The organism is Streptomyces sp. NRRL B-24572 (genome assembly GCF_002156145.1).
GTDB lineage: Bacteria > Actinomycetota > Actinomycetes > Streptomycetales > Streptomycetaceae > Streptomyces > Streptomyces vietnamensis.
This window is the reverse complement of the sequence record NZ_MWIG01000565.1, coordinates 1-7,279: the sequence shown is the minus strand read 5'-3', so window position 1 is coordinate 7,279 and position 7,279 is coordinate 1. Positions and strand designations below refer to the sequence as shown.

The window sequence follows — 7,279 nt, the reverse complement described above, 5'->3', positions numbered from 1 at the left end:
CCCGCCGGGGTCTCGATCGTGTGGTCGACGTGGAAGCGGGTCACGCGGCCCTCGGGGCCGTACTCGGTGTGCGCGCGGCCGCTGAGCTGGAGGGTCAGGCCCGTCTCCCAGTCGAGGAAGAGCAGTCCCGCACGGCCGTCCTCCTCCAGGTTGCCCAGGGTCAGGAACATCGAGTTGCCCGGGTAGTCGCGCCAGCTGAGCTCCCGGGGCGTGTCGGCCCGGACGAAGCCGGGGTTGCCGCCGCGGTGGCTCGTGTCGACGCCGTCGGGGGCGGCGGTGGCGATGAAGAAGGTGTCGGCGACGCCGATCCTGTTCATCTGGTCGGGGGTGAGCTCCTCGCCGTGGCGTGCGGTGACGGGCTCCGGGCCGGCAGGCTCGGAGCCGTACCACTCCCTCTTCTGGAGGTACTTCGGACAGTTCGAGAAGACCTGCTCGGCCTCGATCGTGAAGCCGCGGCCGCTGCTCCTCGCCGTGCCGTTGAGACGCATGCGGCGGCGGGTGCGGGGGTCGAGGGCGATCGTGCCGACGGGGGCGCCGTCGGGCGTGCCCTCGGGGAGGGCGGCGGAGACCGAGACCGTGTGCGGGCCGGTGGCCCGGGCGAAGCCGGGCGCACCGGTCAGCAGGGTGGACCAGACGCGGCCCTCGGCGTCCGCCGCGCCGAGCATCAGCATGGGCTGGGCCTCCAGGAAGGCGGCGGCGATGGGGCGGATGCCGTTGGTGATGGAGCGGCCCACGTGGGCGGCGAGGTCCTGGACGCCGAGCCGTTCCTGGACGGCGAGGGAGCCGGGGTGGTAGGCGGTGTTCACGAGGGGCCTCCGTGAGTGCGGGTCGGTGGGCGCGGGTGCGGGGACTCGGCGCGGCGGGCGCGTTCGGGCTAGAAGAAGCCGCAGGTGGGAGCCGTCTCGCTGGGGGCTTCCGCCTCCTCCGCGCCCTTCGGGACCGAGATTTCCAGGCGGGTGCCGTCGGGGTCGTGGAAGAAGATGCCGCCCGAGGCCGCGCCCTCGCGGTGGGCGACGACGCCCTCGTACGCGAAGGAGGCGCCGCGGGCGGTCAGCGCGGCCTCGGCGGCGCGGACGTGCTCGATGGACTCGGCCTCGAAGGCGAGGTGGTGGAGGCCGGGCCGGCCGGAGTCGTAGGTGCCCTCGGACTGCTGCCAGAGGGTGAGGACCAGGCGGCCGTCCTGGCCGAGGAAGGCGTAGCGGCTGTCCTTCTCCGCGCCCTCGCCGAGGACCTCGAAGCCGAGGACGTCGCCGTAGAAGGCGAGCGAGCGGGTCAGGTCGGTGACGTTGAGGCCGACGTGGTGGGTGGCGAGCGTGCCGATCGCGGACATGACAGTTCCCCTCGGACAGGGCAGCCCCTCTCGGGCTAACCTTCTATTTCGACTTTAGGGGTTAGTCGGAGCGAGAGTCAACCGCTCACGTACTCTTGAGGGGTTAGTTCATCGAGGAGGGTGCCCGCCATGACCGCCATCGACCCCCGGCCGCTCACCGGCGAGCCCGTCTCCCTGGACCTTCTCAACACCCGCTGGAACCTGGAAGGCGTCCGCCAGGACCTGCTGACGGACGTCGACGGGCTCGCCGTCTGGCTCGCCGCCAACGGCCTGGAGGAGCGGTTCGCCGCCGACGCGACCACCCTGCGGCACACCCTCGCCGCCCGGGACGCGCTCGCCGCGCTCGTCGACCGCCCCGGCGACCCCGCCGCCACCGCGCGCGTGGACGCCGTCCTCGACCGCGGCCGCATCCGGGCCACGCTCACCGCCGAGGGCCCCGGCGAGGAGCCCGAGTTCGCGGATCCCGCCTGGGGTCCCGGCTGGACCGCCGCCCGCGACTACCTCGACCTGCTGCGCACCGCGCCCGACCGGATCCGGGCCTGCGCCCACGAGGCCTGCATCCTGCACTTCTTCGACACCTCGCGGAACGGCACCCGCCGCTGGTGCTCGATGGCGGCCTGCGGCAACCGCGCCAAGGCCTCCCGCCACTACGCCCGCACGAAGGAGAGTTGAGCCGTACGGCACGGCGACTCGCCCCTTTTCGGGGGCATTGGTCCCGCGTGACGCTTCGACGGCGCTGGCGGGTTTACGCCGCGGCGGCAATCCGGCCCCGGGCAACTCTCCCCAAAACCCTGTCACTTGCGAAAGGCTGAGCGGTCATCCGGTATCGGAATCCGGACGCCCTCCTTTCACAAACAGGGATGTAAATGACCACCCCCGAAACCCAGAGCTCCATACCCGGAAGCTCGACGCACGGGACCAGACGCGCGGCCCGCATCGCGGCCGCGGCCGGACTCGTCGCGGCGCTCGTCGCGGCCGGTGCCGCTCCCGTGCTCGCCACCGAAGCCCCGGCGACCACTCCCCCGGTCAAGTCCTCGAACCCCGCCGACAAGCTCGGCGCCATCGACGCCCAGCGACTCACCGAGGCCCAGGCGAGCGGCGAGAAGAACGTCACCGTCCTCGTCGCCACCGTCCCCGGCGCCACCGAGCAGGTCGCCGCCCAGCTGGACGCCGTCGCCGGCGCCTCGGTCGGCAAGCAGCAGGACGCGCTCGGCTACGTCCGCGCCACCCTGCCGACCGCCAAGGCCGCCGCCGCCATCAAGGCCGCCACGCAGCTCTCCTCCGTCCAGTCCGTCGACCTCCAGGCGGAGATCGCGCTGGACGACCCGACGCCGGACGCGGGCGCCACGACGGGGGCCGTCGACGGCACCACCGTCACGACGACCTACCCGGCCCCGGGCAAGGACACCCCGGCGAAGAACCCGTACAACCCCTCGCACGAGACGGGCGCGGTCGACTTCGTCAAGGAGCACCCGAAGGCCGACGGCCGCGGCGTGACCATCGGCATCCTCGACTCCGGTGTCGACCTCGGCCACCCGGCCCTGCAGAAGACCACCACCGGCGAGCGCAAGATCGTCGACTGGGTCACCGCCACCGACCCGCTGACCGAGGGCGACAACACCTGGCGCGCCCAGATCACCCCGGTCTCGGGCCCGGTCTTCACCGCCCTGGGGCGGAGCTGGACGGCCCTTGAGGGCTCGTACCAGTTCAGCCGCTTCCGCGAGTCGGACACCGCGGGCGGCGACCCGAAGGGCGACATCAACCGGGACGGCGACACCACCGACATCTTCGGCATGCTGTACGACCCGGCCGCCGGAACCGTCCGTGTCGACACGAACCAGAACAACGACTTCACGGACGACGCGCCGATGAAGCCGTACAAGGACGGGTACCAGATCGGCTACTTCGGTACCGACAACCCGGCCACCGAGGTCGTCGAGAAGACCCCCTTCGTCGTGGAAATCCGCAAGGACGTCCCGATGGACCCGCTGGGCGGCTCCTGGGTCGGCCAGAAGCGCGACTTCGTCAACATCGGCCTCGTCGAGTCCGAGCACGGCACGCACGTCGCCGGCATCACCGCCGCCAACGGCCTCTTCGGCGGCAAGATGAGCGGCGCCGCCCCCGGCGCGAAGATCGTCTCCTCGCGCGCGTGCACCTGGTCCGGCGGCTGCACCAACACCGCCCTCACCGAGGGCATGACGGACCTCGTCGTCAACCGCGGCGTCGACATCGTCAACATGTCGATCGGCGGCCTGCCCGCGCAGAACGACGGCGACAACGTCCGCTCGCGCCTCTACACGCGGCTCATCGACACCTACGGCGTCCAGCTGGTCATCTCGGCCGGCAACGAGGGCCCCGGCATCAACACGATCGGCGACCCCGGCCTGGCCGACAAGGTCATCTCGGTCGGCGCGGCCATCTCCCAGTCGACCTGGGCCGCCAACTACGGCTCGGCGGTCGAGAAGAAGTACGCCATGTTCAACTTCTCCTCGCGCGGCCCGCGTGAGGACGGCGGTTTCACCCCGACCATCACCGCCCCCGGCTCGGCCGTGAACACCATCCCGACCTGGCTGCCGGGCGCCGGCGTCGCCGAGGCGGGCTACACCCTGCCCGCCGGCTACGGCATGCTCAACGGCACCTCGATGTCCTCGCCGCAGGCGACGGGCGCGAGCGCGCTGCTGATCTCGGCCGCGAAGCAGCGGCACATCCCGCTCTCCCCGCTCACCCTGCGCACCGCGCTCACCTCGACCGCCAAGCGGATCCCGGGTGTCGCCGCGCACGAGCAGGGCTCCGGTCTCATCGACATCGTCGACGCCTGGGACTCGATCCTGTTCGGCGCCACCGCCCACGACTACAAGGTCGAGGCCCCGGTCGACACCGTGATCTTCCCGGCCCCGCACACCGGCACCGGCGTGTACGACCGCGAGGGCGGCCTCAAGGTCGGCCAGAAGAAGGTCTACGACGTCACCATCACGCGCACGAACGGCCCGGACCGGCCGGTCTGGCACGAGCTGAGCCTGAAGTACAACGACGGCACCTTCCGCATCCTCGGCGAGGACTTCGTCGCGCTGCCGCTGAACAAGCCGGTCACCGTGAAGCTCCAGGCCCGCCCGACCACCGCGGGCGCGCACAGCGTCATCCTGGAGGCCGACGACCTGTTCACCGAGGGCGTCGACAAGCAGATCCTCGCCACCACCGTCGTCGCGAACGACCTGGTCGCCCCGGGCTACGGCTTCACCGCCACCGGCTCGGTGCAGCGCAACAGCACCAAGTCGTACTTCGTCACCGTGCCCCAGGGCACCAAGAACCTTGAGGTCGCGCTCGGCGGGCTGAAGGAGAACAGCCAGACCCGGTTCATCTCCATCCACCCGTACGGCGTCGCCCTCGAGGACACCGCCTCCACGCAGTGCTACCCGCACTACAACCCGGCCAACACCTGCCGCCCGGACCTGCGGTCCTACGCGAACCCGACGCCCGGCGTCTGGGAGGTCGAGGTCGAGTCCCGCCGCACGTCGCCGGACCTGGACAACCCGTACACCCTGAACGTCACCGCCCTCGGCGCCGACTTCGACCCGGCCGTGCAGACGGTCGCGGAGGCGAAGATCGGCACCCCGGCCGCCGTCCAGTGGCAGGTCACCAACCGCTTCGCGGGCATCACGGGCACCCTCAAGGGCGGCTCCCTCGGCTCGCAGAAGAGCGAGACGCCGACCATCCAGCACCACGAGAAGCAGACGAAGACCGTCACCATCGGTGAGGGCGTCGAGCGGCTCGACATCGCCATCGGCAACACCTCCGACAAGGCCGCCGACCTCGACCTCACGGTCACGCTGAACGGCGAGACCGTGGGCCAGTCGGCGGACGGCGACTCGGAGGAGTCCGTCTCCCTGGTGAAGCCGGCCGCGGGCACGTACACCGTCACCATCGACGGCTACTCGGTCCAGGCCGCGGGCGGCACCACGTACGACTACAAGGACGTGTACTACTCGTCCGCGCTCGGCACCGTGAAGGTCGACGAGTCGAAGCCGGTCACCCTGGCCAACGGCGCCACCGCCCCGGTCTCGGCCGAGGTCCTGGTCGCCGGCGCGGCCCCCGAGGGACGCCAGTTCTTCGGCGAGGTCCAGCTGCTCAACGCGCGCGGCACCGTCGCGGGCACCGGCAGCGTCCTGATCGGCGCGGTCACCCCGTAACACCGCAGGAGTGAGGGGCGGGCGCCGGAACCGGTGCCCGCCCCTTTCGCGTCCGGAAGTCCGGAAGATCGTCGTCCACGACTCGTCCCGCCCTTTGGACAATGGATTGGACAAGGCGGCCGGGGACATACGCATCATGGACCGGCAGCACCCTGCACACGCGTACGGAGGAGTCCCCGTGAAGGTCGGAATCGTCGGAGCCACCGGTCAGGTCGGCACAGTCATGCGCAAGATCCTGGCCGAGCGGAACTTCCCGGTCGACGAGCTGCGGCTCTTCGCCTCCGCCCGCTCCGCGGGCAAGGTCGTCGACGGCGTGACCATCGAGGACGCCTCCACCGCCGACTACACCGGCCTCGACATCGTGCTGTTCTCCGCCGGTGGCGCCACCTCCAAGGCCCTCGCCGAGAAGGTCGCCTCCCAGGGCGCCGTCGTGATCGACAACTCCTCCGCCTGGCGCCGCGACCCCGAGGTCCCCCTCGTCGTCTCCGAGGTCAACCCGCACGCGGTCAAGGACCGCCCCAAGGGCATCATCGCCAACCCGAACTGCACCACGATGGCCGCCATGCCGGTCCTCAAGCCGCTCCACCAGGAGGCCGGCCTCACCGCGCTGATCGCCACCACCTACCAGGCCGTCTCCGGCTCGGGCGTGGCCGGCGTCGCCGAGCTGGACGGCCAGGTCAAGGCCGTCGCCGACCGCGCCACCGAGCTGACCCACGACGGCGAGGCCGTGGCCTTCCCGGAGCCCGGCGTCTACCGGCGCAACATCGCCTTCAACGTCATCCCGCTCGCCGGCAACCTGGTCGACGACGGCACGCACGAGACCGACGAGGAGCAGAAGCTCCGCAACGAGTCCCGCAAGATCCTGGAGATCCCCGAGCTCAAGGTCTCCGGCACCTGCGTCCGCGTCCCGGTCTTCTCCGGCCACTCGCTCCAGGTCAACGCCCGCTTCGAGCGTCCTATCAGCGTCGAGCGCGCCTACGAGCTCCTCAAGGACGCCGAGGGCGTCGAGCTCTCCGAGATCCCGACCCCGCTCCAGGCGGCCGGCAAGGACGCCTCGTACGTGGGCCGCATCCGCGTGGACGAGACCGTCGAGAACGGCCTCGCGCTGTTCCTCTCCAACGACAACCTGCGCAAGGGCGCGGCGCTGAACGCCGTGCAGATCGCGGAGCTCGTCGCGGCCGAGCTCAAGGGCTAGCCGATATTCGAGAGGGGCGGCTTCCCGTTGTGGGGAGCCGCCCCTCCGGCGTGCCCGGCCGTGCCAGAGTTCCCCCATGACCCAGATACCGAAGGGGGCCAACGTCGCGGTGCCCCCGCAGGACCTTCATGTCGCGGTCAGCTGGCGCACCGGGCACGGGGTGCCCGACGTGGACGTCTCCGCGCTGCTCCTCGGGCCCGGGGAGCGGGTGCGGGGCGATGCCGATCTGGTCTTCTACAACCACGCCGAGCATCCCTCGGGGGCCGTCCGACACCTGGGGAAGTCGGCCCCGGGCGCGCCCGGCAGCCCGGCCGCGGACTGGCTGTGGCTGGACCTCGCGCGCGTGGAGCCCGACGTGGGGCGTCTGGTGATCGCCGCCTCCGCCGACGGGGGCGCCTTCGGGCAGGTGCCGGGGCTCGACGTGCGGGTCACGGACGGGGCCGGGAACCCGGTGGCGCACTGCGCGATCGGGGACGCGACGACGGAGACGGCCTTCGTCTTCGGGGAGTTCTACCGGCAAGGCGGCGGCTGGCGGTTCCGGGCGGTCGGCCAGGGGTACGCCTCGGG

The 7,279-nt window shown here is 71.5% G+C and carries 6 protein-coding genes; 4 read left to right on the top strand and 2 right to left on the bottom strand.

The genetic code is table 11. The features are described from left to right. Both CCN56_RS30070 and CCN56_RS30065 read right to left on the bottom strand, forming a co-directional pair. A partial coding sequence (locus CCN56_RS30070) for a pyridoxamine 5'-phosphate oxidase family protein (protein ID WP_086831093.1) occupies positions 1–806 on the bottom strand: 806 nt, incomplete at its 3' end. A gap of 68 nt (positions 807–874) precedes the next feature. Next, positions 875–1,330, bottom strand: coding sequence for a VOC family protein (locus CCN56_RS30065; protein ID WP_086831092.1), 456 nt, complete (start codon positions 1,328–1,330; stop codon positions 875–877). Positions 1,331–1,459: 129 nt separating this feature from the next. Here CCN56_RS30065 and CCN56_RS30060 point away from each other — a divergent pair, with 129 nt between their 5' ends. The 4 genes from CCN56_RS30060 to CCN56_RS30045 all read left to right on the top strand — a co-directional run. Next, positions 1,460–2,002 carry a CGNR zinc finger domain-containing protein gene (locus tag CCN56_RS30060; protein ID WP_041129250.1) on the top strand — a complete coding sequence of 181 codons (543 nt, stop codon included), beginning with the start codon at positions 1,460–1,462 and terminating at the stop codon, positions 2,000–2,002. Between the two features lie 194 nt (positions 2,003–2,196). Beyond that, entirely contained in the window at positions 2,197–5,517 is a 3,321-nt protein-coding gene (locus CCN56_RS30055; RefSeq protein WP_086831091.1) for a S8 family serine peptidase, read from the top strand. Between the two features lie 178 nt (positions 5,518–5,695). Next, positions 5,696–6,712 carry an aspartate-semialdehyde dehydrogenase gene (locus CCN56_RS30050; protein ID WP_086831090.1) on the top strand — a complete coding sequence of 339 codons (1,017 nt, stop codon included), beginning with the start codon at positions 5,696–5,698 and terminating at the stop codon, positions 6,710–6,712. Positions 6,713–6,788: 76 nt separating this feature from the next. Beyond that, the coding region (locus CCN56_RS30045; protein ID WP_143664663.1) for a TerD family protein at positions 6,789–7,279 on the top strand (491 nt) is incomplete at its 3' end.

Coding starts and splice junctions, on each gene's coding strand:
- CCN56_RS30065 (WP_086831092.1), bottom strand. CDS start 1,330: ATGTCCGCGATCGGCACGCTCGCCACCCACCACGTCGGCCTCAACGTC.
- CCN56_RS30060 (WP_041129250.1), top strand. CDS start 1,460: ATGACCGCCATCGACCCCCGGCCGCTCACCGGCGAGCCCGTCTCCCTG.
- CCN56_RS30055 (WP_086831091.1), top strand. CDS start 2,197: ATGACCACCCCCGAAACCCAGAGCTCCATACCCGGAAGCTCGACGCAC.